The sequence below is a fragment of the Pseudomonas sp. SJZ080 genome (assembly GCF_007828295.1).
GTDB classification, from domain to species: domain Bacteria; phylum Pseudomonadota; class Gammaproteobacteria; order Pseudomonadales; family Pseudomonadaceae; genus Aquipseudomonas; species Aquipseudomonas migulae_A.
The window spans coordinates 14,688-39,795 of sequence record NZ_VIUK01000005.1; the positions used below are offsets into that span (position 1 = coordinate 14,688).

Consider the following 25,108-nt stretch of genomic DNA (forward strand, 5'->3'; position numbering starts at 1 on the left):
GGCCAGTTCCTCTTCTTACAGCTTGGCGTCGGCGGCCATCTGCACGTAACTCGGGTCGAAGCGCAGCTTGAGGTTGGTCTTGTCGCCGCTGGTCACGCCATTGGCGAAGGCCATGCCGACGGCGCTGGTGTCCTTGGCGCCTTCACCGAGCAAGCCGTGCTGAAAGGAGAACTCGGCGACCTTGCGCATGGTCTCCGGCAGTTGCTTGCTGGTGGCGAACCCCAGGGCTTCTTTCGGCGTGGCGAACAATTTGGTGGTGTCGAGCTGCGCCTGGAAACCTGCGAGGTCGGTGCCAGACGCTTTGGCCATGTGTTCGAGGGCCGCCTTGCTGGCCGCGTTTTTCGCGTTCATCAACTCGACCACTTCGAACCAGGCGCCGGTCAGCGCTTTGCCCAGGGCAGGGTTGTTTTTGAGGGTGGCGCTGTTGACCACCATCATGTCCATGATTTCGCCGGGGATCTGGCTGGAGTTGAAGACTTCGGTCACACCGGGCTTGGCCTTGATGTCGGAGAGCATCGGGTTCCAGGTGGTGACGGCGTTGACCTGGTCGGTGTTGAACGCCGCCGAGATGTCGGCGTCGGAGGTGTTGACCACTTTCAGGTCTTTCTCGGTGAGGTCCACCGAATCCAGTGCCCGAGCCAGCAAGTAGTGGGAAACCGACAGCTCGACGAGATTGACGTCCATGCCCTTGAGGTCGCTGACTTTCTTGCCGTCGCCCTTGAGCACGATGCCGTCGTTGCCGTTGGAGAAGTCGCTGACGATCAGCGCGGTGCTGTCGACGCCACCGGCTGCCGGAATGGTCAGCGCGTCCATGTTGGTCATGGTGCAGCCGTCGAACTGGCCGGCGGTGTATTGGTTGATGGATTCGACGTAGTCATTGAGCTGCACCACATCAATCTTGATGCCGTACTTTTTCGCCCATTTGTCGACGATGCCTTGGCTGCCGGCGTACTCCCAGGGCATCCAACCGGCGTAGATGGTCCAGCAGACGCTGAAGTGGTCTTTTTGCGCAGCCTGGGACGAAACGCTCACGAAGGCTGCGAACGCAGCGGCGAGGAGGGCGGGTAAACGAAGCTTGAGCATGGGTGGTTCTCCAGTTGATCAAGGGCGGGCAGGAGTCAACGCGGCACCGTGAACGGTGGCTTGTCTCCCGGGCTTTTGTCCCGCCGTGTAACCTCAACTGGAGGTCGCCAACTCTCGGACCAGTCACTCGCGTCAGCGAGCCGGAACCCTAGTCAGCCATTGCAAATTGTGGTGCCGCGAACCTGTGATGACTCCTGCACGGGGTTTGTTAAAGCGAGAGCCGTGCCAAGTCGCCCGAAGCGCTCTGGGCCGAGGGATTGCCATTAAATGGCGTGATGGAAGGGGTGTTCGTTGCTTTGTGATGGTGCGTCCGTGCACCGAGATGCAGCGCGGCTGGCCGCTGATCCGAAGGCCGGAGTCGCCCGGCACTCGCCATCGTATTTCCAGTCAAAACAGGTGTCAGCCGGCCTGTATCGGCTGCGGGTCTTTCAGGAGGCCACGCCATGTTTCGTCGACTGTTGCTGGGTGTTGTGCTTAGTGCCGGGCTGGCCGGTTGCTACTACTACGCCGGCTCATACGATGTGTACTCCACACCTTATTACTATCCCGGCTATGCGCCGTATTCCTACTACTACGGCCCGCGCTATTACTATGGCCCACGCTTTTATGGCGGCTATCGCTACTACTATTGGGGCGGGCATGGGCCACGTCATTACGGCGGTGGATATCGTGGAGGGCACCATTAATCAGCAGGTGAATGGATGAAAAACCTTTCATCGGCCAGATGTTTCAACTTGTTGCAGGACCGCACCAGATTTCGAATTCGATGTCTGATCTTTCGACAGTCACCGAATAATTGACTGTCGCTCGCCAGCGTCGCTGGTGTGGCTCACTCGCGGTCCAGGAGGCCGCTATGCTCCGTCGAATTCTTCTGATTGCCTTGTTGGGTTTGTCTGTTGGTGCGTGCGTACCCTATGCCGATGGAGGAGGCAGCTACTACAGTTCCGAGGTGTACACATCCCCTGCGCCGTATTACTCCGGTGGCGGGCCTTACTACTCCAATGGCGGTTACTACACATCGCCACGCCGGTATTACTCGCCACCGGCCCGGTATTACCAGCCTACTCCGCGGTATTACTACCAGCCGCGGGTTTATCAACCGGCGCCGCGTTATTACCAGCCGTCGCCACGAGGCGACTACCGAGCTCATCAGAGTCGCGGCTGGGACGGTCATGGCCGTGGCGGTTGGGACGGTCGTAACCGTGGCAATTGGAACAACGACAATCGCGGTGGCCATGGCGGACGCGATGGTCGGGGTGGACGGGGCGGCCATGATGGTCGCGGCAGTCACCGTTAACATGAGTTAACTGCAATACCTGTGGGAGCGAGCCTGCTCGCGAAAGCGGAATGTCAGTCACATCATTGATGGATGGCAAACCGCATTCGCGAGCAGGCTCGCTCCCACATTTCGTTTTGTGACCTTATAAGTCCGCCAGCGGATGCCGCCCTTCCCAAACCTTGTGAAAATGCGCCTCCACCACCGCATCCGGCACATTATTGATATCTGGCCAATGCCAGTGCGGTTTCTGGTCCTTGTCGATCAACCGCGCCCGCACGCCTTCGCTGAATTCCGGATGACGGCAGCAGTTGAGGCTCAAGGTGTATTCCATCTGAAAAACCTGTGCCAGCGACAGGTGTCGGGCGCGGATGATTTGTTCCCACACCAGATGAGCGGTCAGCGGCGAACCTTCACTCATTGTCCGCGCAGCACGGCTGAGGAGCAGGTCGGTGCTATCGCGCTGTTGGCTGATGGCCTTCCAGGCGCATTCCACGTCACTGACGTCCAGCAGTTCATCGATCTGCTGACGACGCGGCAGCCATTGGGCTTCGGGCATCTGCGCGAGCGCTTCCTGTTGCAACGCCTTCAGCAGACTGTTGAGCTGCATCGGCGTCTGTTCCTGCCAGTTCAATTGCAGCAAACCTTCGATCAGCTCTTCTTGCTGTTCATCGAGCAGGAAACGGTCGGCCAGGTCAAGATCGATCGCATCCCGACCGTTCATGTGCGCACCGGTCAGACCGAGGAACAGACCGAGCTTGCCGGGCAGGCGCGACAGAAACCAACTGGCGCCGACATCGGGGTACAGACCAATGCTGATTTCCGGCATCGCCAATCGGCTGCTTGGCGTTACGATGCGGATGCTCGCGCCTTGCAAGAGGCCCATGCCGCCACCCAGAACGTAGCCATGGCCCCAGCAGATCAGCGGTTTCGGGTAGGTGTGCAGGCTGAAGTCCAGTCGGTATTCCGCCGCGAAGAAATGCGCGGCCAGCGGCGGTACTTCACCCGGATGCGCGCGGCAGGCTTCCACCAGGCTGCGGACTTCGCCGCCGGCGCAAAAGGCCTTGGCACCTTCGCCGCGTAATAATACGCAGACGATTTGCGGCTCCTTGGCCCAAGCGTCCAATTGATCGCGCAAGGCGTTGATCATCGGCAAGGACAGGGCGTTCAGGGACTTTTCGGCATCCAGGCTGGCAACGCCGATGCGGGCGCCGTCGGTGCCGGTGAGTTCTTCGAAGTGCAGATTCATCGTGACCTCGATCGGGAATTTGAGCGTTCAGTATGATCGCAATGCAGGAAAGTGCCGGTTCTGTGTCAGATCAATTGACAAGCGTGATGGGCTTTCCTAGGGTTCGCCCCATTGTTTTTACCGGATGTAACCATGACTGCTGATGACCGTATCAAACTCGAACCGGGCTGGAAGGAGGCACTGCGTGCTGAGTTCGACCAGCCCTACATGGCAGAGTTGCGCAATTTCCTGCAGCAGGAGCGCGCGGCGGGCAAGGAAATCTATCCTCCGGGACCGATGATTTTCAATGCGCTCAACTCGACGCCGCTGGACAAGGTCAAAGTGGTGATACTCGGTCAGGACCCGTATCACGGCCCGGGCCAGGCCCATGGCTTGTGCTTCTCGGTGCAACCGGGCGTGCCGGCGCCGCCGTCGCTGGTGAACATCTATAAAGAGCTCAAGCGCGACCTGAACATCGACATCCCCAATCACGGTTACCTGCAGAGCTGGGCCGATCAGGGTGTGTTGATGCTCAATACCACGATGACGGTGGAGCGGGCCAATGCCAATGCGCACAAGGACAAGGGCTGGCAGTTTTTTACCGACCGGATCATTGAAGTGGTCAGCCAACAGCAACCGCATCTAGTGTTCATGCTGTGGGGCGCCCATGCCCAGAGCAAGCAGAAACTGATCGATGCGACCAAGCATCTGGTGTTGACGTCGGTGCATCCGTCGCCGCTGTCCGCTTATCGCGGTTTTCTCGGGTGCGGGCACTTCAGCCGGACCAACAAGTTTCTTGAGCAGAATGGCGAGACACCGATCGAGTGGCGGTTGCCGCCGGTTTGATGGGGTGTACGTGATGGCCCCATCGCGAGCAAGCCCGCTCCCACATTCGATCTGCTGTGAACACAAACAGTGTGTTCACAGCAGATCGAATGTGGGAGCGGGCTTGCTCGCGAAGTAGGCGCCTCGGTCTATCAGACGGAATCTGGGGTGCGATTCCAATACTTGAACAACGGCTCCGCCAGAAACAACACAAACAACAACCGCATCACCTGCATTGCCGTCACCAGCGGCACCGACAATTGCAGGGTCTCCGCCGTCAGGCTCATCTCCGCAATCCCGCCGGGCATCATGCCCAGGGTCAGCGAACGCAAATCCAGATGCGTCAGCGCACTCAATCCGAGCGCTGCCGCCGTGGCGATCAGCATGGTCAGCACCGTCCCGATCAAGGTCCGCCCCATAAACGAAGGCGCCCGCCGAAAAAACTGCCGATTGAAATGACAGCCCAGGCCGCTGCCGATCAGCCATTGGCCGATCTGGCTGCCGCCATGGGGCAAACCGATATGCAAATCCCAGCCAATGCTCACCGCCGCACTTACCAGCAGCGGTCCGAACAGCCATGGGTTGGGTTGACGAAGACGTTCCCAAAGCCAGGCCGCCAAGGCGCCCGCCGGGAATAGAAGGGCCAGCCACCACCAGTTGACGGCTGTCGGATGAACGATCGGCGCACCGTCACCCAGCAAATACTTGAAGGCGGCCGGCACACACAGCACGACTACCAGCACCCGCAGACTTTGCCCGGCCGCTACGCGACTGAGCACCGCGCCATTGCGCGCGCCGAGGTTGACCATCTCCCCGGAGCCGCCGGGCATGCTGGAAAAGAACGCCGTGGCGCGATCCTCACCGGTGCGCCGCATCAGCCAGACCCCGACGATGGCCGAGAGGCTGGTGACCAACGCACCGAAGAAGATCAGACCGAAGTGGCTCAGCACCTGCTCCATCACCATCGGGGTGAAGTGCAGGCCGATGCCGATACCGACAATCCACTGACCGCACTTGCGGCCGCCAGGGATTTCCGCCAGTTGCCAGGGCGTCAGGCAACGCACCAGGATGATCGCCAGCAACGAGCCGACCATCCACGGCAGTGGCCAGGCGACAAGGCTGGCCAGGTAACCGCCCAGCGCGCCGACCAGCGGCGTACCCCACCAGGCGTTGAAGGGTGTTCGATCAGACATCAGCAATGGCGCGCTGAGCAGCCGAACGTTTACGCCAGATCCGCAGCAGTGGCATCAGCAGCATGATCGCTGTCAGTACCCAGACACCGAACGTGATCGGGCTCGACCAGAGGATCTCCAGCGCACCGTTGGAAATTGACAGGGCGCGACGCAGGTTCTGCTCCATCAAACCTCCGAGGATGAAACCCAGCAGGACGGGCGACAACGGGAAGTCCAGCTTGCGCAGGATGTAACCGAAGATGCCAATGCCGATCATCAGGAACAGGTCGAATGTGGTGGCGTGCACCGCGTAGACGCCGATCCCGGTGATGATTGCGATCACCGGCACCAGTGCCCAGTTCGGCACGGCAAGGATGCGGGTGAAGATGCGGATCATCGGGATGTTGAGGATCACCAGCATGATGTTGGCGACGAACAAGGAGGCGATCAGGCCCCAGACAATGTCCGGTTGCTGTTGGAACAACAGCGGACCCGGGGTGATGTTGTACAGCGACAAGGCGCCGATCATCACCGCCGTGGTGCCTGAACCCGGGACACCAAGGGTCAGCATCGGTACCAAAGCGCCGCACGCTGCACCGCCGATGGCGGTTTCCGGTGCCGCGAGGCCGCGCATGTCGCCCTGGCCGAACGTGCCTTTGGCACCGGCGATGCGCTTCTCGGTCATGTAGGCCACGGCGCTGGCCAGTGTCGCACCGGCACCCGGCAGCACGCCCATGATGAAGCCCAGTACGCCACAACGGATGTTCACCATAAACACCGCCGACGCTTCCTTGAAGTTGAACATCATTCGGCCGGTGGCTTTTACCGCTTCCTGACCGTGATGGGTTTTTTCCAGCAGCAGAAGAATTTCACTGATGGAGAACAGGCCTAATACCAATACGACGAATTGAATACCATCCGTCAGATGGATGTTGTCCCCGGTGAACCGGTACACACCGCTGTTGGCATCGATCCCGACAGTCGACAGAAACAGGCCGATCAAGGCAGCGATAAAAGTCTTCAGCGGACGATCACCCGCCATGCCGCCCAGGCAGACAATAGCAAACACCATCAGCACGAAATATTCCGCCGGCCCGAATGCAATCGCCCATTTCGCCAGCAGCGGTGCGAACAGAACCATGCCGCAGGTGGCGATAAACGCACCGATGAACGAACTCCATGCCGATAGCGACAGCGCGACACCAGCCAGGCCTTTGCGGGCCATCGGGTAACCGTCGAGGGTGGTCATGACGGTGGACGCTTCGCCCGGAATGTTCAGCAGAATCGAACTGATTCGGCCGCCGTATTCACAACCCAGGTACACCGCTGCCAGCAGGATCAAGGCTGACTCCGGTGGCAGGCCCAGGGCGAATGCAATCGGGATCAGCAATGCCACGCCGTTGATCGGGCCCAGGCCCGGCAACAGACCGACCACGGTGCCGATCAAGGTGCCGCAGAGGGCGGTCACCAGGTTGTACGGGCTCAGCGCGACGCCGAAACCCTGTCCCAAATAGCCAAGAGTATCCATATCAGTTCTCCAGAACGTCGAGCACGCCCAACGGCAGCGGTACGTCCATCAACTTGTCGAACAGCAAGTAAAGACCCACCGCCATCAGCGTGATGATCACCACACTGGGCAGCCAGCGGCCACCGTACAGGCGGGCCATCGGGATGCCGATCAGGGTGCTGGCGACGATGAAACCCAGTGGCTCGAAAGTGCCTGCGAACACGAGCAACAGCAGCACACAGATACCGATTTTGGTCAGGGTTTCGCGGTCCATCGGCGGTTCGTCGGGGTTGTGCTTGATCGGTGCGGGACGAAACACCATGTACAACAGCGCGATGCCCATCAGGCCGAGCATCAACAATGGAAAGGCCCGAGGCCCGACGGGTTCATAAGAAAAAGCCGCCTGATACGGCCACGCCATCAGCGCCAGGCCAATACAGGCCAGCAACAGCACCGAAGCAAAAATGCGTTGTAAGAGCATAGGGAACTCCTGTGCCGCAGCCCCGCAGAACGGGGGCCGCAGCCGCTAGACAGAGGCGATCACTGAATCAGGCCGAACTCTTTGGCCAGCACTTTGTAGTCCGCGACCTGCTTCTTCACGTAGGTGTCCAGCTCCGGGCCGGTCATGGCGAACGGGAACAGTTCACGCTGATCGCGCAGCTTGGCGAACTCGGGTGACGCCAGCAGTTTGTCGAAGGAGTCTTTCCACCAGGCGTAGTCTTCATCGCTGACCTTTGGCCCGAGGTAGAAGCCGCGAACCACTGGCCAGACGATGTCGTAGCCTTGCTCCTTGGCGGTCGGAATGTCTTTCATTTCCGGCTCGTCCAGGCGTTTCTCGGAGAACACGGCCAGCAGGCGCATGTCGCCACTCTGGATGTGCGGCATGGAGTCGGAGATGTCGGTGCTCCCGACCTGGATATGACCACCGAGCAGCGCGGTGGCGATTTCACCGCCGCCTTCGAGGGCGACGTAACGCAAGTCGCGCGGGTTGATCCCGGCGGCCTTGGCGATCAGCGCGGTTTGCATCCAGTCCTGGCTGCCGACGGTGCCGCCGGAGCCGATCACCACTTTGCTCGGATCTTTCTTCAGGGCCTGAACGAGGTCGTCGAGATTCTTGTAAGGCGAATCGCTTTTCACCGCGATGGCGCCGTAGCTGGTGCCGACGGCGGCCAGCCAACGCACGTTGGTTTCATCGAAGCGACCGAACTTGCCCTGGGCCAGGTTCAGCAACGAACCGCTGGACCACGCCACGAGCGTGCCGGCATCCGCCGGACGTTGAGCGACCACCGCGTTGTACGCCACCGCGCCGACACCGCCGGGCATGTAGGTCACGCGCATCGGTTTGGTCAGCAGCTTTTCGTTGACCAGCGCGCTCTGCGCCAGTTTGCAGGTCAGGTCGAAACCGCCGCCGGGGGAAGCCGGGGCGATGCATTCCGGGCGTTTCGGTTCGGCCATCAGTTGGCCGGCAAACAGCATGCAACTGGCGGCGAGGGCGAAACGGCGCAGTGATCGATTCATTGTTATCTCCACGGGAGTTGTTGTTTTTGGGGATGTTTCAGATGCGACGGTTTCGCGTTGCGCAGCCAGCAACGGCGCTGACGAGCGTATACGAAGGGAATCGAGAAAAGGGGTGGGGCGGGCAAATCTGGAGCTGTGTGGACAGCATGGCGGAGTACCTCGTTATTGTTCTTATTGGCGAAAACGCATCGGGGCGTTTTTCGGGAGCTACATTTCAAAGCAGGTTCGGTGGCTTACAGTCGAAACCATCCGTGGGCCGACTCTAACGGTCGAACCTTTCGCTAACCTTTCAGCGGACTTTCACGGTTTTCGGGCTTCACAGCGGCGGATGCGGCTGTAAACTCCGCGCCAAAGAATGGCGTCGAACATCCCTGAGTGAGGTAAAGATCCATGCGTGTTCTGCTCGTCGAAGACCATCTGCAACTCGCCGACAGTGTCGCCCAGGCGCTCAAGAGCACCGGGCTGACCGTGGATGTGCTGCACGACGGCGTGGCCGCCGACCTGGCGTTGAGCAGCGAGGAATACGCCATGGCGATCCTCGACGTCGGCCTGCCGCGCATGGATGGTTTCGAAGTGCTGGCGCGTCTGCGGGCCCGTGGCAAGAACCTGCCAGTGCTGATGCTGACCGCACGCAGCGACGTCAAGGACCGGGTCCATGGCCTGAACCTTGGCGCTGACGATTACCTGGCCAAGCCTTTCGAACTGACCGAACTCGAAGCCCGGGTCAAAGCCTTGCTGCGCCGTAGCGTGCTCGGCGGCGAGCGCCAGCAGACCTGCGGCGTACTGGCTTACGATCTGGACACCCGGCGCTTCACCCTTGGTGAAGAATTGCTGACCCTGACCTCCCGCGAACAGGCGGTGCTCGAAGCCCTGATCGCCCGTCCCGGTCGGGTGATGAGCAAGGAGCAACTGGCTGCCCAGGTGTTCGGTCTGGACGAAGAGGCCAGCCCCGACGCCATCGAAATCTACGTCCACCGCTTGCGCAAGAAACTCGACGGCCAACCGGTCGCCATCGTGACCTTCCGTGGTCTCGGCTACTTGCTGGAAAGCCGTGATGCATAAGCCCAGCAGCCTGCGCTGGCGGTTGCTGTGGAACCTCGCGCTGTTGTTGGTGGTGTTGATGCTGGCCAGTGGTTTGAGCGCGTACTGGAATGGGCGCGAGGCTGCCGACACCGCGTACGACCGGACCCTGCTGGCCTCGGCACGAACCATTGCCGCCGGGGTGTCTCAGCGAGATGGCAGCCTGAGTGCCGACGTGCCTTACGTGGCCCTCGATACCTTCGCCTACGACAGCGCCGGGCGGATTTTCTATCTGGTCAATGACATCAATCAGAAGTTGATCTCCGGTTACGAAAACCTGCCGCCACCGCCACCGGGTACGCCGCGCACCGATGACTACCCGGCGCTCGCACGTTTCTACAATGCAACGTATCAGGGGCAGAACGTGCGGGTGGTGAGCCTGCTCAAACCCGTGAGCGAGCCGAACATGAACGGCATGGCGGAAATCCGCGTCGCGGAAACCGACGAAGCGCGGGTCAGCATGGCCCGTAGCCTGGCGGCGGACACGTTACTGCGATTGGGCATGCTGGCGGTCGGCGCGTTGCTGATGGTGTGGTTCGCGGTGAGTGCGGCGTTGCGTCCATTGGAGCGCTTGCGCACGGCGGTGGAGGAGCGGCAGTCCGACGATCTGCGGCCGCTGCCGTTGGTGGAAGTGCAGCACGAATTGTGGCCGCTGGTGCGCGCGCTCAATCACTTTACCGAGCGTCTGCGCGGGCAGTTCGAGCGACAGGCGCAATTCATTGCCGATGCGGCGCATGAACTGCGTACACCATTGGCGGCGCTCAAGGCCCGGCTTGAGCTGGGGCTGCGCTCGACCGAACCCGAGACCTGGCGTAACACATTGGAAACGGCGGCCCAGGGCACAGACCGTTTGACCCATCTGGCCAATCAATTGCTCTCGTTGGCACGGGTCGAGAACGGTGCCCGGGCGATCGCCGAGGGCGGCGCGCAGTTGCTGGACTTGAGTCAGCTGGCCCGCGAACTCGGCATGGCCATGGCGCCGCTGGCCCATGCCCGTGGCGTGGCGCTGGCGCTGGAGGCGGACGAGCCGGTATGGCTGCGCGGCGAGCCGACGCTGTTGAACGAGCTATTGAGCAATCTGGTGGATAACGCGCTGGCACATACGCCGTCCGGCGGCAATGTGATCCTGCGGGTTTCGGCGCCGGCAGTGCTGGAGGTCGAGGACGATGGCCCGGGGATTCCTCTTGAAGAACGCGACCGGGTGTTCGAACGCTTCTATCGACGCAACCAGCAAGTCGCCGGCTCGGGGTTGGGGCTGGCGATTGTCGGCGAGATTTGCCGTGCGCATTTGGCGCAGATCAGCCTGCACGACGGTGAACAGGCGGGGTTGAAGGTGCGGGTGAGTTTTATCGCGGGAGAGTGATGGTGTCTGTACCGGCCTCTTCGTCGGAACACCGTCCGGAGCAAGCCCGCTCCCACATTTGACCGAGTTACTCCTGGAGAAATGCGATCAAGTGTGGGAGCGGGCTTGCTCGCGAAGGGCGCGCTGCGGTCTCGGCTAGTAAAACATCGACCGCGATTCTTCCAGGTCCCTGCACATCGCCTCGTTCTCCGGATCGATCCCCAACTTCCTGAAAGCCGGGACACTGATCGCGTCGATACGGGCGATAGGATGGTCGGTGTCCTTGTGGCAATACAAGCTGGCCACTTGCACCAGATCCACATAGTCGACGCACTCGGAGTCACGCTTGAAGTCCAGATACAGCCCCGGCAATTGCACCAGCATTTCCGGAAACTCCCAGACCCGCAGCAGTTTGTCGCCCAGTAACGGGTGAATCTGGTCGATGACATGGTTCAGGCTGACCGGGTCGGACAGCAGCTCGTAATGGTCTTCGGCGTAGGTCAGGATCGGCAGTACGCCAATCTGATGTACCAGCCCGCCGAGAGCCGCCTGGTCAGGTTTGAGTTGCGTGTAACTGCGGCACAGCGCGTAACTGACGCCGGCGATTTCCAGGCTTTTGCGCCAGACATCGCGCATCTTCTTTTCCACCACGTCGGAACGCGCGTGGAAAATCTGCTCCATCACCAGGCCAATGGCCAGGTTGCTGCTGTAGTTGACGCCCAGGCGCGTAATGGCCGTGTGCAAGTCCGTCACTTCCTGAGTCGCACGAAGGAGCGGGCTGTTGACCACTTTGATCAGTCGCGCCGACAACGCGGTGTCACGACCGATCACTTTACTCAGGGTGCTGACACTGATTTCCGGGTCTTCAGCGGCCTTGCGAATCTGCAGGGCCACTTCCGGCAATGTTGGCAGAACCAGGTCATCGTTATCGATGGCCTCAACCAAATCCTGTTGGACCTTATCCGCCAGCTCACTCATTTCTTTTCTCTAGGTGTTGCGACAATTGCTGCCGTTAACGCTGGATCTCACGATCGCGATCCAGTTCATAAGGCAGGTCGAGCAGGTGCAGGGCTGGCCCTTCGAGTGCGCCCAGATGGACATCACCACCTTCGGCTGCTTCGGCTTGCAGCACGGCCAGGAGTTCAATGTTTTGTTCGGAGTGTGCGGCGATAACCACTTCGCCGATGGAACTGCCGTGGGTCGGGGAGAACAGTTGAGTGCCGGGCTCAGGCAAATCATTGGCGTCCAGCTTCAGGCGATACAAGCGGCGCTTGAGTTTGCCCAGGTACTGCATCCGCGCCACGATTTCCTGGCCGGTATAGCAACCCTTTTTGAAACTCACGCCACCGATGGCTTGCAGATTGAGCATCTGCGGAATGAACAGCTCGCGGGTGCTCGGCATGACCTGGCCGATCCCTGCGCGGATCTGGCCCAGCAGCCACTCGTTGAGATCGCCTTCGGTCAACAGGGCGGATAACCGGCCTTTGATGGCATCGGCCTGCTCGGCGGCAACCCAGAGTTCAGCACGGTCCGGCGAAACGCGGACGGCGATCAGCCCGTCATTGCGCGCAACGCTGTCGGTGTCTGCCGGCAGTTCCAGGCCCAGACTGATCAACGCGGCATCGCCATGGTCGACGCCGAAGCGGACCCACGCGGCGCTTTCATCAGTCAGTTTGGATTTGGAGAATACGGCGTACTTTTTCAGATCCGCCAGTTGCGGTTCCAGCAGCTCGGTGGCCATGGCCATGAGCACACCGTCGCCTTGCAGCAGGATACGGAAACTCGATTGCATCCGGCCTTTCTGGGTGCAGCGTGCGCCGAGGCTGGCCTGGGTGTCGCTCAGGTAATTGAGGTTGCAGGTCAGTTGGCCTTGCAGGAATTTACCGGCATCCGCGCCGCGGACCGCGAGAACGCCTTCGTGAGACAGGGTGCAGAAAAAAGCAGAATCGGCCATGGGTCATCGCAGAGAAGAAGAGTCTGGGGGACATCATAAGGGGGCGCCCATGAAATGGGTAGTTCACAAAAGGTCGGCAGTGCCCGACCAAAGCCGACTGTTCGATGGTGTCGGGGGCTGTATACTTGCCGCCTATTTGAGGAGCGCTCCATGGTCGAAGATGTAGAACTGAATCGCCTCTACTGGCACAGCCGTCGCGGCATGCTTGAACTTGACGTGTTGCTGGTGCCGTTCGTGAAAGAGGTCTACCCGCACCTCAATGATGTCGACCGCGAATGCTACCGCAAGCTGCTCGAATGCGAAGATCAGGACATGTTCGGCTGGTTCATGGAACGCGCCGAATCGGAAGATCCGGAGCTCCAGCGCATGGTTCGCATGATTCTGGATCGTGTCCAGCCCAAGTAACGCGTTCGAATGCCGCTGGCATGCCTCACGGCAGTTGCTGGCGGCGTATCTGTTGGCTCAGCTGTTCGCGCTGGGTTCGTTGTTTTTTCTTTCCATACCGGTCTGGGTCAGTTTGCCCGGCGCTTTCTGCTGCCTGGCGCATGGCATGTGGGCATTGCCAAGACAGATTTTACTGACACATCCGCAGGCGTTTCGCGGCTTGCGTCGCGATGCAGATGGCTGGCAGTTATGGAATCAGGCGGCCGGTTGGCAGGCGGTTCAACTGCGACGGGACAGTCTGGCGCTGCCGCTGGTCGTCGTCCTGCGTTTTCGCCTGCAGGGCGAGCGGCGGGTCCGGGCAATCTGTGTGCCCAGGGATTCGCAGACGGCGGATGTGCACCGACGCCTGCGGGTTCGGCTCACGTTCAGTCGGCGTAGGTGGGCGGCACCAGAATAGTGTCCAGCGCCTCCGGCAGCAGGTTCGGGTAGTCGAGGGTGTAATGCAGGCCGCGACTTTCCTTGCGCTCCATGGCTGACAGAATCATCAGCTCGGCGACCTGGGCCAGGTTACGCAGTTCGATCAAATCCCGACTGACCTTGTAGTTGCTGTAGAACTCGTCGATTTCATCCAGCAGCAACTGCACGCGGTGCTGCGCTCGTTGCAGGCGCTTGTTGGTGCGCACGATGCCAACATAGTCCCACATGAAGCGCCGCAGTTCATCCCAGTTGTGCGCAATGATCACGTCTTCATCCGAGTCGGTGACCTGGCTGGCGTCCCAGACGGGCAGGGCGACGGGGATCGAAACCTGCGGCAACTGCTCAAGAATGTCTGCTGCTGCCGAGCGCGCGTAAACGAAGCATTCCAGCAGTGAGTTGCTGGCCATGCGGTTGGCGCCGTGCAGACCGGTAAAACTGGTTTCGCCAATCGCATACAGCCCTGGCACGTCGGTGCGACCTTGCTGATCGACCATCACGCCGCCGCAGGTGTAGTGCGCCGCAGGAACCACCGGGATCGGTTGTTTGGTGATGTCGATGGAAAACTCGAGGCAACGCTCGTACACCGTCGGGAAGTGCGACTTGATAAAGGTTTCTGGCTTGTGACTGATGTCCAGGTAGACGCAGTCGATACCGAGCCGCTTCATCTCATGGTCGATCGCCCGGGCGACGATGTCCCGTGGTGCAAGCTCGGCGCGCGGGTCGAAACGCTGCATGAAACGTTCGCCGTTAGGCAGTTTCAGGTGTGCGCCTTCACCACGCAACGCCTCGGTGATCAGGAAGCTTTTGGCCTGCGGGTGATACAGGCAGGTCGGGTGGAACTGGTTGAACTCCAGGTTTGCCACCCTGCAGCCCGAACGCCAGGCCATGGCGATGCCATCACCGCAGGCGCCGTCTGGGTTGCTGGTATAGAGGTAGACCTTGGCGGCACCGCCGGATGCGAGGATCACAAAGCGTGCGCCGTAGGTGTCGACTTCGCCTGTACCGCGGTTGAGCACGTAGGCGCCGAGACAGCGGTCGCCTTCAAGGCCCAGGCGTTTCTCGGTGATCAGATCGACCGCGACGCGCTGTTCCAGCAGTTCGATATTGGGTCGTTGTCTGGCTTTGTCGAGCAGGGTTCTGAAAATCGCTGCGCCCGTGGCGTCGGCGGCGTGAATGATGCGCCGATGGCTGTGACCGCCTTCGCGGGTCAGATGGAATTCGAACCCGCCGTCTTCGGTGCCGGACTGCTCATCGCGGGTAAACGGTACGCCCTGATCGATCAGCCATTGAATGGCCTCTTTACTGTGCTCGACGGTGAAGCGTACAGCGTCTTCGTGGCACAGGCCGCCGCCGGCGTTGAGGGTGTCATCGACGTGGGACTCAACGGTATCGGTGTCGTCCAGAACGGCAGCGACACCGCCCTGGGCCCAGAATGTCGAGCCATTGGCGAGGTCGCCTTTGCTCAGTACGGCGATACGCAAATGATCGGGCAAGGTCAGCGCAAGACTCAAACCGGCTGCACCGCTGCCAATGACCAGAACATCGTGTTGAAACTGTTGGCTCATTTCAGGATTCCGCTCAAAGCGACCCGGGTCGGGGTTGGCGCCAGACTACTGGAACGACGAGTCAAGGCGGCCACACAGCCCACTAGTATATAGAGGGGGGGAGCGGCACAATAGCCGGGCTGACATGGCATTGTGAAACTACAGTGACAGAAAAGACCTGACGCTTCGTCGGATGGTTTTTCGACCTGTTCGGCGACAAGACGACTGTATCGTGGATTTAACAGTCTTTTTCCGTTCCGGGTTGCACAATGTCGGTCTGGCACAGCTATAAATATTTGGAACTTTTGCCAAAGGCCCAAGATCAATAGACCGTTGCCTGAATCAAGGGACAGTGTCGGCTTCATTGCGGGATTGCGGTTTGATCCTGGCAGTCGAATCCGATGACAAGATTATTCGCGCAGCCGGGTTCGCTCGAGCTGCGCTTTTCGTGCGTGCCAATCAGAGCCCGCAGGAAACTTGCTTGGAGGGGGAGAACTTTTGCGAAAAGCCCGAGTCTATGTTTGCAAGTCTGGTCGTTTAGTTATGCAAGCTTCCTCCGAGCTTATCGAGGAGAGTTCATGCTAACCCAGGAAGAGGATCAGCAGCTCGTCGAACGCGTCCAACGCGGCGACAAGCGAGCTTTCGATCTGCTAGTGCTGAAATACCAGCACAAAATTCTCGGGTTGATCGTGCGTTTCGTGCACGACACCCATGAAGCCCAGGATGTGGCACAGGAAGCCTTTATCAAGGCATACCGTGCGCTTGGAAATTTTCGCGGAGACAGCGCGTTTTATACGTGGCTTTACCGCATCGCCATCAACACGGCGAAAAACTATCTGGTTTCACGCGGCCGTCGGCCGCCGGATAGCGATGTCAGTTCCGAGGATGCAGAGTTCTACGATGGCGATCATGGCCTCAAGGATCTCGAGTCGCCAGAACGTGCATTGCTGCGGGATGAGATCGAAGGCACCGTCCATCGAACCATTCAGCAACTGCCAGAAGATTTGCGTACGGCTTTAACTTTACGTGAATTCGATGGTCTGAGTTACGAGGACATTGCTAGCGTCATGCAATGTCCGGTGGGTACCGTGCGCTCCCGGATTTTCCGCGCTCGGGAGGCCATCGATAAAGCCCTGCAGCCGTTGTTGCAGGAAAACTGAGACAGCGGCGACAGCCAAGAGAGGAACGCCATGAGTCGTGAAGCCCTGCAGGAATCGCTGTCCGCAGTGATGGATAACGAAGCGGACGAATTGGAATTGCGTCGGGTATTGAATGCCTTTGACGATGTTGAAACCCGTGAAACATGGGCTCGTTATCAGATCGCTCGGGCAGTGATGCATAAGGATCTGCTGCTTCCACGTCTGGATATCGCCGCGGCCGTTTCCGCTGCGCTGGCTGACGAAGCCGTACCGGCAAAAGCTTCCCGTGGTCCATGGCGCAGCCTGGGTCGTCTGGCGGTCGCAGCTTCGGTCACCGTTGCCGTGCTGGCGGGTGTTCGTCTGTACAACCAGGACGAGATCGCAGGTGTCGAGCTGGCTCAACATTCCAGCCAACCGGGTCTTGCCGTTCCTCAGGTCAAGGGCCCAGCTGTATTGGCAGGCTATAATGAGAGTTCGGAAGCCACCGGTCCTATGGCCAACGGCGTTTTGCAAGGTCAGCCGGGCTGGCACGATCAGCGTTTGCCAGGCTACTTGCGCCAACATGCTCAACAGGCTGCACTGAAAGGTACTGAGAGCGCTCTGCCTTATGCTCGTGCAGCAAGTATGGAAAACCGTTAAGGAGGATCATGCGCGCCATACCTCTACTTTCGCTTCTGCTCGGTGGCTGGTTCATTGTTCCAGCCCACGCCGATGAGGCCCAGGACTGGTTGACCCGTCTTGGTCAGGCCGAGCAACAGCAAAGCTTTCACGGCACTTTTGTTTACGAGCGAAACGGTAGTTTTTCTACTCACAACATCTGGCACCGTGTCCAGGATGGCAAGGTCCGCGAGCGTTTACTCCAGCTTGATGGCTCTGCTCAGGAAGTCGTGCGCATTGATGGACGTACTCAATGCGTCAGCGGCACCTTGATCGCAGGACTTGGGGACTCCCCCAATTCCGCTGCTCGTGCACTCGATCCCCAGAAACTCAAGAATTGGTACGAACTTGCCGTCATCGGCAGGTCGCGTGTTGCCGGGCGTGCCGCGGTAATCGTTTCCCTGAAGCCGCGTGATCAGCACCGTTACGGTTTTGAATTGCATCTGGACAAAGAAACCGGTTTGCCGCTCAAGTCATTGCTCCTGAATGATAAAGGGCAGTTGCTGGAGCGCTTTCAGTTCACGCAACTGGATACCTCCGGTGTCCCTTCCGACAGTGATCTGCAGCCGGGCAGTGATTGCAAAACCATCGCTCTCGACAGCGACAAGGCTTCAGCGGTCAAGGTTGCCCAGACCTGGCATTCAGACTGGTTGCCTGCAGGCTTCGAGCTGACCAGTAGCACTTCGCGCAAGGATCCAGAGACCAAAATCCAGGTCAACAGCCTGATGTATGATGATGGTCTCGCCCGTTTCTCGGTGTTCCTTGAACCGCTGAATGGCGCTACCCTCACCGATACTCGCACTCAGCTCGGTCCGACCGTTGCTGTATCCCGACGCTTGACCACGCCTCAAGGCGACATGATGGTTACCGTGGTCGGTGAAATCCCGGTAGGTACTGCTGAACGGATCGCGCTGTCCATGCGCACCGATGCCGCTGCAACCCAGTAGTGAGCTGATATCGAAATGTTTGGTGAGCATTTCAGTTTGCAAATATCCCCAAAATTTTTTATAGGTCAGAGCCCCTCGGCTCTGGCCTTGTTTGTTGTTCCCGGAACAAAAATACCGGCGTATCGTTCCCGGTGTTCCTTGCTCCATATCGCTTAACCATGCTCGTCGTAACGGGAGCCGTATGTCGATACCACGCTTGAAGTCTTATCTCACCATTTTTGCCACGGTACTGGTGCTCGGTCAGGCGGTCGCTGCTCAAGCGGTCGAATTGCCTGATTTTACGCAACTGGTCGAACAGGCCTCGCCTGCTGTGGTGAACATCAGCACCACGCAGAAACTGCCGGATCGCAAAGTGAGCGAGCAGATTCCCGACCTCGAAGGTTTGCCGCCGATGTTGCGCGAGTTCTTCGAACGAGGCATGCCGCCGCCGCGTTCACCTCGGGGTGATCGTCAGCGTGAAGCACAGTCACTGGGTTCGGGTTTCATCATTTCCCCGGACGGCTACATCCTGACCAATAACCATGTGATCGCCGATGCTGACGAAATTATCGTCCGTCTCGCCGACCGTAGTGAGTTGAAAGCCAAACTGGTTGGCACCGATCCACGTTCCGACGTGGCCTTGCTGAAGGTAGAAGGCAAGGATTTGCCGGTCCTGAAGCTGGGTAAATCCCGGGACCTGAAAGCGGGGCAGTGGGTCGTCGCAATTGGTTCGCCATTCGGCTTCGATCATACCGTGACCCAAGGCATCGTCAGCGCCATCGGGCGCAGCCTGCCGAACGAAAACTACGTGCCGTTCATCCAGACCGACGTGCCGATCAATCCGGGTAACTCCGGTGGTCCGCTGTTCAACCTGGCGGGTGAAGTAGTCGGGATCAACTCGCAGATCTACACCCGTTCCGGCGGCTTCATGGGCGTGTCCTTCGCGATCCCTATCGACGTGGCCATGGACGTTTCCAACCAGCTGAAAAGCGGCGGCAAAGTCAGCCGTGGCTGGTTGGGCGTCGTCATTCAGGAAGTGAACAAGGATCTGGCCGAGTCGTTCGGTCTTGAAAAACCGGCCGGTGCGCTGGTGGCTCAGATCCAGGACGATGGCCCGGCTGCCAAGGGTGGTCTGCAAGTGGGCGACGTGATCCTGAGCATGAACGATCAACCGATCGTCATGTCCGCCGATCTGCCGCACCTGGTGGGCGCACTGAAAGCCGGCTCGAAAGCCAATCTGGAAGTGATCCGAGAAGGCAAGCGCAAGAATGTCGAGTTGACGGTCGGCGCTATCCCGGAAGAAGGCAAAGAGCTGGACGCATTGCCGAAATCCAGCGCCGAGCGTAGCAGCAATCGCCTGGGTGTTTCCGTGGCCGAGCTGACCGACGAGCAGAAGAAAACCTACGACCTCAAAGGTGGTGTGGTGATCAAGGAAGTCCAGGACGGTCCTGCTTCCATGATCGGCTTGCAGCCGGGCGACATCATCACTCACCTGAACAATCAGGCGATTGGTTCCACCAAGGAGTTCACCGATATCGCCAAGGCGCTGCCGAAGAACCGCTCGGTGTCGATGCGCGTTCTACGTCAAGGTCGCGCCAGCTTCATCACCTTCAAACTGGCTGAATAAACCGGTTGTCGGCTGAATAAAAAACCGCCTCGAAAGAGGCGGTTTTTTTGTGCCTGACTGTTTGTTTGAACAACAGGTCAGCCCATCAGGTCCTTGATCATGCGTTCCTGCTCCATCAGCTCACGTTGTCGAGCGTCGATGCGTGAAGACAGCGGGAAGTTGGTTCCGGCCTTGCGCTTGGCGAAGTCCAGTTGCTGGATGGCCTGGCGGTAGTCGCCGACCAGTGCGAAGTACTCGGCGCGAGCCTGATGCAGGCCGATGATGTTGCCGGACAGGCCTCGGGTTTCAGCCACCATGTACCAGACGTCCGGATCATCCGGGCGACTCTTGAGCAGGGCTTCCAGTGCTTTTTCCGCTTCGGGCGCACGGTTCTGCTTGAGCAGTAAGTCGACGCGCACCTGATTCAGCGGATAGTTGCCCGGATACTGAGTCAGCATCCGGTCAACCCGAGTCTGAGCATCCGGCAGTCGATTGTTGGTGATGTCCAGATCGATCTGCGCCAGGTTGTAGATGATCTCGTTCGGCGACTTGGCCAGCAGCAACTTGAGGTTTTCCCGTGCTTCGTTCAGCTGACCACCCTTGATCTGGGCGATCGCCAGGCCATAGCGTGCGACATCGTTTTTCGGGTTCTCATCCAGCTGCGCACGAAAGCGTTTGGCGCCCAGGCCTGGGGTTTCTTCGTAGATCAGTTGGACACGCGCACGAATCAGCTGATAACGCATGGAGTCTTCAATGCCGCCCGGTTTGGCCTGCTCGGCGCGGTTGCGGGTGTCGGCGATCCGCGATTCGGTCACCGGGTGAGTCAGCAGGAATTCCGGCGGCTTGGCGTCAAAACGGTATTGGCGCGCCAGCCGCTCGAACATGGTTGGCATCGAGCGTGGATCGTAACCGGCTTTTTCAAGGTTCAGGATGCCGATGCGGTCGGCCTCCTGCTCGTTCTGGCGCGAAAAGCGTCGTTGTTCCTGAATCGCCGCCGCCTGTGTGCCCGCAATGGCGGCGATACCGGCATCGCCGGCACCGGCAGCGGCAATCACGATCCCGGCCAGCAGCGCGGCCATCATCGGCACCTGCATGCGCTGTTGCGCTTCAACGCCGCGTGCGAAGTGGCGCTGCGACAAGTGAGCCAGTTCGTGAGCGAGTACCGAAGCGTATTCGCCCTCGGTCTGGGCATTGAGGAACAAGCCACCGTTGACCCCGACAATCCCGCCTGGCGCCGCAAAGGCGTTGAGTTGCGGGCTGTTGATCAGGATGAATTCCAGGCGCCGGTCGTTGACCTGGCTGGTCTCCACCAGGCGGTAGACGCTGGATTCGACGTAATCCTTGAGCTGCGGATCGTTGAGCTGGGAAACCTGACTGCGCAGCAGCGCCAGCCAGGCACGGCCCAACTGATATTCCTGTTGCGGCGAGACAATGGCAGAACTGGCGTCGCCGAGTGACGGCAGGTCGTCGGCGAAGCCCGGTGAGGCGAGCAGGCAAGCGAGCGTCAGCAGGGTAGGGCGCAAAAAAGTCATGCACAAAGCCTTAGTCGACAAAGACCTTACTGTAGCCGGACAGTACGCTTCGGACCAGATATTCTAAGCCCCTCGACCATCTGACCCGGAGTGACGCAATGACCGACGCTGTAGCCCATGACGCCGAACTGGACGCCAGCGGCCTGAATTGTCCGTTGCCGTTGCTCAAGGCCAAGATGGAACTCAATCGCATGGCCAGTGGCGCGGTGCTCAAGGTGATCGCCACCGATGCGGGTTCGCAGCGCGACTTCCGCACCTTTGCTCGTTTGGCCGGTCATACGCTGCTTCGTGAAGAAGATGAAGCAGGCGTTTACCGCTACTGGTTGAAAAAAGCCTGAAACCTGCCGCATTCGTTTCTAAGGGATTATTGATGTTCAAGGTGTTACGCGACTGGATTCAGCGCTATTTTTCCGACGAAGAAGCCGTGGTGCTCGCGGTTTTGCTGTTTCTGGCGTTTACCGCTGTCCTGACGCTGGGCGGCATGCTTGCGCCGGTGCTCGCCGGTATGGTGCTGGCGTACCTGATGCAAGGACTGGTGGTAACCCTCGAACGCTTGCGCATGCCGGGCGGGGTGGCCGTGGGACTGGTGTTCGCGTTGTTCATGGGGGTTTTGCTGGTGTTCATCGTGATCGTGGTGCCGTTGCTCTGGCATCAACTGATCACGTTGTTCAATGAACTGCCGGGCATGCTCGCCAAGTGGCAATCCCTGTTATTGCTGCTGCCCGAGCGCTACCCGCACCTGGTGTCAGACGAACAGGTGTTGCAGGCCATCGAAGTGGCACGGGGCGAGATCGGCAAGTTCGGCCAGTGGGCACTGACGTTTTCGCTGTCGAGTCTGCCGCTGCTGGTGAACATCATGATTTACCTGGTGTTGGTGCCGATCCTGGTGTTCTTCTTCCTCAAGGACCGCGAGATGATCGGCCAATGGGTGCGCGGTTACTTGCCCCGCGAGCGCGCGCTGATCACCCGTGTCGCCCACGAGATGAACAGGCAGATCGCCAATTACATTCGCGGCAAGGTCATCGAAATCTTCATCTGCGGTGGCGCGACCTACATCGGGTTTGTCGTGCTGGGGCTCAACTACGCGGCGTTGCTGGCGTTGTTGGTGGGGGTGTCGGTGGTGGTGCCTTACGTCGGCGCGGTGGTGGTGACGGTGCCGGTGCTGCTGATTGCGTTATTCCAATGGGGCTGGAGCGATCAGTTCATCTATTTGATGGCGGTTTACGGAATCATCCAGGTGCTGGATGGCAACGTGCTGGTACCGCTGCTGTTTTCGGAAGCGGTCAACCTGCACCCGGTGGCAATTATCTGCGCGGTGCTGTTGTTTGGCGGGTTGTGGGGATTCTGGGGAGTGTTCTTCGCGATTCCGCTGGCGACGTTGTTCAAGGCGGTGCTGGATGCCTGGCCGCGCAAGGAGCCGGTAGTGGCGCCGCTGCTTTAACGGATCACCCTGATTTTTTCAGTGAGGCTAAGGGCCTCTTCGTCGGAATGCCGCCCGGAGCAAGCCCGCCCCACATTCGATCGCATTCTTACAGGAAGAACTCGGTTGAATGTGGAAGCGGGCTCGCTCGCGAAAGCGCCAGAACAGGCGCCAAATATCTATCAGGCCTTGTTCAGCGCCTGTGCCGCCGCCAAAACAGCATCCACATGCCCCGGCACCTTCACGCCACGCCATTCCTGACGCAACACACCCTCCTTATCAATCAGGAATGTGCTGCGATCAACACCCATGTATTCCTTGCCATAAAGCTTCTTCAGCTTGATCACATCAAACAGCTGGCACAGCGCTTCTTCCTTGTCGCTGATCAGCTCGAAGGTGAACGCTTGCTTGGCCTTGAAGTTTTCGTGAGATTTCAGGCTGTCACGCGACACGCCAAAGACCTCAGTGTTAGCCGCTTTAAAGGCGTCCAGCTGATCGCGAAAGCCTTGGCCCTGGGTCGTGCAACCCGGCGTGCTGTCCTTCGGATAGAAGTAGATCACCACTTGCTTGCCTTTGAGGCTCGCGAGGCTGACGGTCTGCCCGCTGGTGGCGGGGGCTTCGAAGTCGGCAACCGGTTGGTCGATGGCAACGGCCATGAAAGCTTCCTTACATTGGGTTTTGTGGGCGCCACGGTTCGATCAGCGCATCCAGGTTCAGCGCGTCGGCGAAATCCAGGAACTGATCGCGCAGCCAGCTGATCTGCACACCGGCCGGCAAGGTCACGGTAAACGTGGCATTGAGCATGGTGCCGCCGGTTTGCGGCGCCTGATACGTGTCGCAGGTCAGGTTTTCCAGCTCGACGTTGTGGTCCATGAAGAACTGGCACAGCTCGTTGATGATGTCCGAGCGATACGCCGAGCTGACGTAGGCGACGTACGGCAGGGCTTGAGGGCGATTCTCCAGCGCCGCACTGCGCACCACGTTGACCGTGAAGGCGTGCTTCTTGGCGAGGGTCGGCAGGCTGCCTTCGAGGCGCGCCAGGGCGTCCCAGCTGCCGGAGACCTCGAGGACCAACGCACTGCACTCGCCATGTCGGGTCAGGCGAGAGGTGACCACGGCGCAGCGGTTTTCATGGCTGGCGCGGCACAGGACGTTAGTCAGCTCCATGGGGTTGGCGCCGAGGGCACTGATGACAAGGAATTGTTCGCGAACTGTGGGGGTGGACATGCAGCATTCCTAAAGCGATGAGCGGTCGATACTTCTACGGGCTTTTTTTGCCGGGGGCGAGCCTGCGGATGCGAATTCAGAAAACCCGGGCCGAAGGTTGCAACGTGCTCCATCAAGGCAGGAGCGAAGGGTGGCAACGCTGGATCGGGGCTTGTGATGCCGAAAATGGAGGCTGAAACCCGGCGTAAGAGCATGTCAGTACCGATCAAAGTCTGAAGGGTAGCGAAAAGCAGCGCCAAGGGGAATGGCAGCAGCGCAGTACTTCGCTTGTACAAGCATCTTGGCGCCAGTACCATTACGGCTCTCTTTTTCCGGCAGGAGCGGTTGCATGATTGCGGGCAGTATGGTGGCACTGGTCACACCCATGGATGCACAAGGTCGTCTCGACTGGGACAGCCTGAGCAAACTGGTGGACTTTCACCTGCAGAACGGCACCCACGCGATCGTGGCGGTCGGTACTACAGGCGAATCGGCCACCCTTGACGTGAACGAGCACATCGAAGTGATTCGTTACGTGGTGAAGCAGGTGGCAGGGCGCATTCCGGTGATCGCCGGTACCGGCGCCAACTCGACGCGCGAAGCCATCGAGCTGACCACCAATGCGAAGACCGCCGGCGCCGATGCCTGCCTGCTGGTGACGCCGTATTACAACAAGCCGACCCAGGAAGGCTTGTACCAGCACTTCAAGGCCATCGCCGAAGCCGTCGACATCCCGCAGATCCTTTATAACGTGCCTGGCCGCACGGCATGCGACATGCTGGCCGAGACCGTTATCCGTCTGTCGACCGTGAAAAACATCATCGGTATCAAGGAAGCCACCGGCGACCTCGATCGTGCCAAAGCCATCCTCGACGGCGTCAGCAAAGACTTCCTGGTGCTTTCCGGTGACGACGCCACCGCGGTCGAGCTGATGCTGCTCGGCGGCAAAGGCAACATCTCGGTGACTGCCAACGTTGCCCCGCGCGACATGGCCGACCTGTGCAACGCTGCTTTGAAAGGCGATGCCGTCACAGCCCGCGCGATCCATGAAAAGCTGATGCCGCTCAATAAAACCCTGTTTATCGAATCCAACCCTATTCCCGTGAAATGGGCGCTGCATGAAATGGGCTTGATGCCGGACGGTATCCGTCTGCCGCTCACCTGGCTCAGTGCTGCCTGTCACGAACCGCTGCGGCAGGCCATGCGCCAGTCCGGCGTCCTGGTTTAATTGA

The 25,108-nt window shown here is 59.6% G+C and carries 26 protein-coding genes and 1 riboswitch; of the genes, 14 read left to right on the forward strand and 12 right to left on the reverse strand.

Going from position 1 to position 25,108, the window contains the following annotated elements; all coding sequences use genetic code 11:
* Window positions 1-15: 15 nt before the first annotated feature.
* Complete coding sequence (locus FBY04_RS08850) at window positions 16-1,083, reverse strand: putative urea ABC transporter substrate-binding protein (RefSeq protein ID WP_145315003.1); 1,068 nt, start codon at window positions 1,081-1,083, stop codon at window positions 16-18.
* A 62-nt stretch (window positions 1,084-1,145) separates the two neighbouring features.
* Window positions 1,146-1,246: riboswitch (guanidine-I (ykkC/yxkD leader) on the reverse strand.
* A gap of 280 nt (window positions 1,247-1,526) precedes the next feature.
* Here FBY04_RS08850 and FBY04_RS08860 point away from each other — a divergent pair.
* Complete coding sequence (locus FBY04_RS08860) at window positions 1,527-1,769, forward strand: hypothetical protein (RefSeq protein WP_145315004.1); 243 nt, start codon at window positions 1,527-1,529, stop codon at window positions 1,767-1,769.
* A 167-nt stretch (window positions 1,770-1,936) separates the two neighbouring features.
* Window positions 1,937-2,380, forward strand: coding sequence for a hypothetical protein (locus tag FBY04_RS08865; protein ID WP_084322645.1), 444 nt, complete (start codon window positions 1,937-1,939; stop codon window positions 2,378-2,380).
* A gap of 124 nt (window positions 2,381-2,504) precedes the next feature.
* On the opposite strand, the gene FBY04_RS08870 is transcribed toward FBY04_RS08865, so the two are convergent.
* A complete protein-coding gene (locus tag FBY04_RS08870) occupies window positions 2,505-3,608 on the reverse strand; it encodes an enoyl-CoA hydratase/isomerase family protein (RefSeq protein WP_145315005.1) in 1,104 nt (367 codons plus the stop codon).
* A gap of 132 nt (window positions 3,609-3,740) precedes the next feature.
* Here FBY04_RS08870 and ung point away from each other — a divergent pair, with 132 nt between their 5' ends.
* Window positions 3,741-4,433 carry a uracil-DNA glycosylase gene (gene ung / locus FBY04_RS08875; RefSeq protein ID WP_010462292.1) on the forward strand — a complete coding sequence of 231 codons (693 nt, stop codon included), beginning with the start codon at window positions 3,741-3,743 and terminating at the stop codon, window positions 4,431-4,433.
* 131 nt (window positions 4,434-4,564) lie between these two features.
* On the opposite strand, the gene FBY04_RS08885 is transcribed toward ung, so the two are convergent.
* Genes FBY04_RS08885 through FBY04_RS08900 form a run of 4 tightly spaced genes read right to left on the reverse strand, consistent with a single transcriptional unit; the run spans window position 4,565 to window position 8,609 of the window.
* Window positions 4,565-5,605, reverse strand: coding sequence for an AbrB family transcriptional regulator (locus FBY04_RS08885; protein ID WP_145315007.1), 1,041 nt, complete (start codon window positions 5,603-5,605; stop codon window positions 4,565-4,567).
* Window positions 5,598-7,112, reverse strand: coding sequence for a tripartite tricarboxylate transporter permease (locus FBY04_RS08890; RefSeq protein WP_084322651.1), 1,515 nt, complete (start codon window positions 7,110-7,112; stop codon window positions 5,598-5,600). Before FBY04_RS08890 ends, FBY04_RS08885 begins: the two co-directional genes overlap by 8 nt.
* A 1-nt stretch (window position 7,113) precedes the next feature.
* On the reverse strand, window positions 7,114-7,572 hold the full coding sequence (locus FBY04_RS08895) for a tripartite tricarboxylate transporter TctB family protein (protein WP_145315008.1): 459 nt from the start codon (window positions 7,570-7,572) through the stop codon (window positions 7,114-7,116).
* Window positions 7,573-7,631: 59 nt separating this feature from the next.
* Window positions 7,632-8,609, reverse strand: coding sequence for a tripartite tricarboxylate transporter substrate binding protein (locus FBY04_RS08900; protein ID WP_084322653.1), 978 nt, complete (start codon window positions 8,607-8,609; stop codon window positions 7,632-7,634).
* Window positions 8,610-8,999: 390 nt separating this feature from the next.
* Here FBY04_RS08900 and FBY04_RS08905 point away from each other — a divergent pair, with 390 nt between their 5' ends.
* Both FBY04_RS08905 and FBY04_RS08910 read left to right on the forward strand, forming a co-directional pair.
* Window positions 9,000-9,671 carry a response regulator gene (locus FBY04_RS08905; RefSeq protein ID WP_084322654.1) on the forward strand — a complete coding sequence of 224 codons (672 nt, stop codon included), beginning with the start codon at window positions 9,000-9,002 and terminating at the stop codon, window positions 9,669-9,671.
* Window positions 9,664-11,052 carry a sensor histidine kinase gene (locus FBY04_RS08910; protein ID WP_084322655.1) on the forward strand — a complete coding sequence of 463 codons (1,389 nt, stop codon included), beginning with the start codon at window positions 9,664-9,666 and terminating at the stop codon, window positions 11,050-11,052. The genes FBY04_RS08905 and FBY04_RS08910 overlap by 8 nt, the downstream gene beginning before the upstream one ends.
* Window positions 11,053-11,187: 135 nt before the next feature.
* Here FBY04_RS08910 and FBY04_RS08915 read toward each other — a convergent pair whose 3' ends face one another.
* Window positions 11,188-12,009: an HDOD domain-containing protein gene (locus tag FBY04_RS08915; RefSeq protein ID WP_145315009.1), complete on the reverse strand. Its 822-nt coding sequence runs from the start codon at window positions 12,007-12,009 to the stop codon at window positions 11,188-11,190.
* Between the two features lie 34 nt (window positions 12,010-12,043).
* Entirely contained in the window at window positions 12,044-12,985 is a 942-nt protein-coding gene (locus FBY04_RS08920; RefSeq protein WP_084322657.1) for a folate-binding protein YgfZ, read from the reverse strand.
* Between the two features lie 150 nt (window positions 12,986-13,135).
* Between FBY04_RS08920 and FBY04_RS08925 the strand changes: the two genes are divergently transcribed.
* On the forward strand, window positions 13,136-13,390 hold the full coding sequence (locus FBY04_RS08925) for a succinate dehydrogenase assembly factor 2 (RefSeq protein ID WP_019692540.1): 255 nt from the start codon (window positions 13,136-13,138) through the stop codon (window positions 13,388-13,390).
* On the forward strand, window positions 13,374-13,826 hold the full coding sequence (locus FBY04_RS08930) for a protein YgfX (protein WP_145315010.1): 453 nt from the start codon (window positions 13,374-13,376) through the stop codon (window positions 13,824-13,826). Before FBY04_RS08925 ends, FBY04_RS08930 begins: the two co-directional genes overlap by 17 nt.
* Here the strand turns inward: FBY04_RS08930 and nadB are convergent.
* On the reverse strand, window positions 13,795-15,411 hold the full coding sequence (nadB, locus tag FBY04_RS08935) for an L-aspartate oxidase (protein WP_084322659.1): 1,617 nt from the start codon (window positions 15,409-15,411) through the stop codon (window positions 13,795-13,797). The two genes, FBY04_RS08930 and nadB, sit on opposite strands and share 32 nt — an antisense overlap.
* A gap of 557 nt (window positions 15,412-15,968) precedes the next feature.
* Here nadB and rpoE point away from each other — a divergent pair.
* The 4 genes from rpoE (at window position 15,969) to FBY04_RS08955 (ending at window position 19,739) form a co-directional block, all read left to right on the forward strand.
* Window positions 15,969-16,550: an RNA polymerase sigma factor RpoE gene (rpoE, locus tag FBY04_RS08940; RefSeq protein WP_003172477.1), complete on the forward strand. Its 582-nt coding sequence runs from the start codon at window positions 15,969-15,971 to the stop codon at window positions 16,548-16,550.
* Between the two features lie 30 nt (window positions 16,551-16,580).
* Window positions 16,581-17,168, forward strand: coding sequence for a sigma-E factor negative regulatory protein (locus FBY04_RS08945; RefSeq protein ID WP_084322660.1), 588 nt, complete (start codon window positions 16,581-16,583; stop codon window positions 17,166-17,168).
* Between the two features lie 8 nt (window positions 17,169-17,176).
* The gene (locus tag FBY04_RS08950) at window positions 17,177-18,133 is read left to right on the forward strand and encodes a MucB/RseB C-terminal domain-containing protein (protein WP_084322661.1); all 957 of its coding nucleotides are present in this window, start codon (window positions 17,177-17,179) and stop codon (window positions 18,131-18,133) included.
* Window positions 18,134-18,314: 181 nt separating this feature from the next.
* Window positions 18,315-19,739, forward strand: coding sequence for a DegQ family serine endoprotease (locus tag FBY04_RS08955; protein WP_084322662.1), 1,425 nt, complete (start codon window positions 18,315-18,317; stop codon window positions 19,737-19,739).
* Between the two features lie 77 nt (window positions 19,740-19,816).
* On the opposite strand, the gene FBY04_RS08960 is transcribed toward FBY04_RS08955, so the two are convergent.
* Window positions 19,817-21,250 carry a M48 family metalloprotease gene (locus FBY04_RS08960; RefSeq protein ID WP_084322663.1) on the reverse strand — a complete coding sequence of 478 codons (1,434 nt, stop codon included), beginning with the start codon at window positions 21,248-21,250 and terminating at the stop codon, window positions 19,817-19,819.
* A gap of 98 nt (window positions 21,251-21,348) precedes the next feature.
* On the opposite strand from FBY04_RS08960, the gene FBY04_RS08965 reads away from it, so the two are divergent.
* Both FBY04_RS08965 and FBY04_RS08970 read left to right on the forward strand, forming a co-directional pair.
* Window positions 21,349-21,588 carry a sulfurtransferase TusA family protein gene (locus FBY04_RS08965; protein WP_084322664.1) on the forward strand — a complete coding sequence of 80 codons (240 nt, stop codon included), beginning with the start codon at window positions 21,349-21,351 and terminating at the stop codon, window positions 21,586-21,588.
* Between the two features lie 32 nt (window positions 21,589-21,620).
* On the forward strand, window positions 21,621-22,691 hold the full coding sequence (locus tag FBY04_RS08970; RefSeq protein ID WP_017336972.1) for an AI-2E family transporter: 1,071 nt from the start codon (window positions 21,621-21,623) through the stop codon (window positions 22,689-22,691).
* 161 nt (window positions 22,692-22,852) lie between these two features.
* Here FBY04_RS08970 and FBY04_RS08975 read toward each other — a convergent pair whose 3' ends face one another.
* A complete protein-coding gene (locus FBY04_RS08975) occupies window positions 22,853-23,326 on the reverse strand; it encodes a peroxiredoxin (protein ID WP_084322666.1) in 474 nt (157 codons plus the stop codon).
* Between the two features lie 10 nt (window positions 23,327-23,336).
* Window positions 23,337-23,897, reverse strand: coding sequence for a glycine cleavage system protein R (locus tag FBY04_RS08980; RefSeq protein WP_084322667.1), 561 nt, complete (start codon window positions 23,895-23,897; stop codon window positions 23,337-23,339).
* A 328-nt stretch (window positions 23,898-24,225) separates the two neighbouring features.
* Here FBY04_RS08980 and dapA point away from each other — a divergent pair, with 328 nt between their 5' ends.
* Complete coding sequence (gene dapA, locus FBY04_RS08990; RefSeq protein ID WP_084322668.1) at window positions 24,226-25,104, forward strand: 4-hydroxy-tetrahydrodipicolinate synthase; 879 nt, start codon at window positions 24,226-24,228, stop codon at window positions 25,102-25,104.
* The last annotated feature ends 4 nt before the right edge of the window (window positions 25,105-25,108 follow it).